This window comes from Mesorhizobium sp. M2E.F.Ca.ET.219.01.1.1 (assembly GCF_004016445.2).
Classification (GTDB): Bacteria; Pseudomonadota; Alphaproteobacteria; order Rhizobiales; family Rhizobiaceae; genus Mesorhizobium.
Map to the genome: position 1 here is coordinate 1 of NZ_SADT02000038.1, position 521 is coordinate 521.

Annotated in this window: 1 protein-coding gene; it reads left to right on the forward strand. The window is 62.8% G+C overall.

Features of this window, described 5'->3' with window-relative positions; all coding sequences use genetic code 11:
- Nucleotides 1-8: 8 nt before the first annotated feature.
- A partial coding sequence (locus EN862_RS34805) for a cytochrome c oxidase assembly protein (RefSeq protein WP_348632105.1) occupies nt 9-521 on the forward strand: 513 nt, incomplete at its 3' end.

Here is a 521-nt window from a genome sequence, read left to right on the forward strand (position 1 = left end):
AGATGGTCATGGCCGTCTCGGCACCTTTGATCGTGCTTGCGCGCCCGGTTGGCATCCTGATGTGGGGGCTGCCAGGACGAGCGCGTCGCGTGGGTGCATCAGGGATGTGTTCGCCCCTGGTTCGCGGTCCGTGGGACTGGTGTACGGGCACCTTGAATGCGACCATCGTTCATGGCTTCGCGATCTGGGCCTGGCACCTGCCGGTATTGTTCGACGCGGCCGTCACCAACACTGCCCTGCATCGCGTCCAGCATCTTTGCTTCTTTGTGACAGCGATATTGTTCTGGTGGGCGATGATCTGGCGGAGTGATTACGGCGCCTCGGCCTGGCATCTGTTCGCGACCATGGTTCACACGAGTATTCTGGGTGCCTTGATCGCTCTCGCTCCACGCGTGCTCTACATCGCGCAGACCCGCACCGCCATGGCCTGGGGGCTGACGCCTCTGGAGGACCAGCAATTGGCGGGCATGATCATGTGGGTGCCCGCCGGCACGATCTATGCGGTGGCGGCAATGGCGATG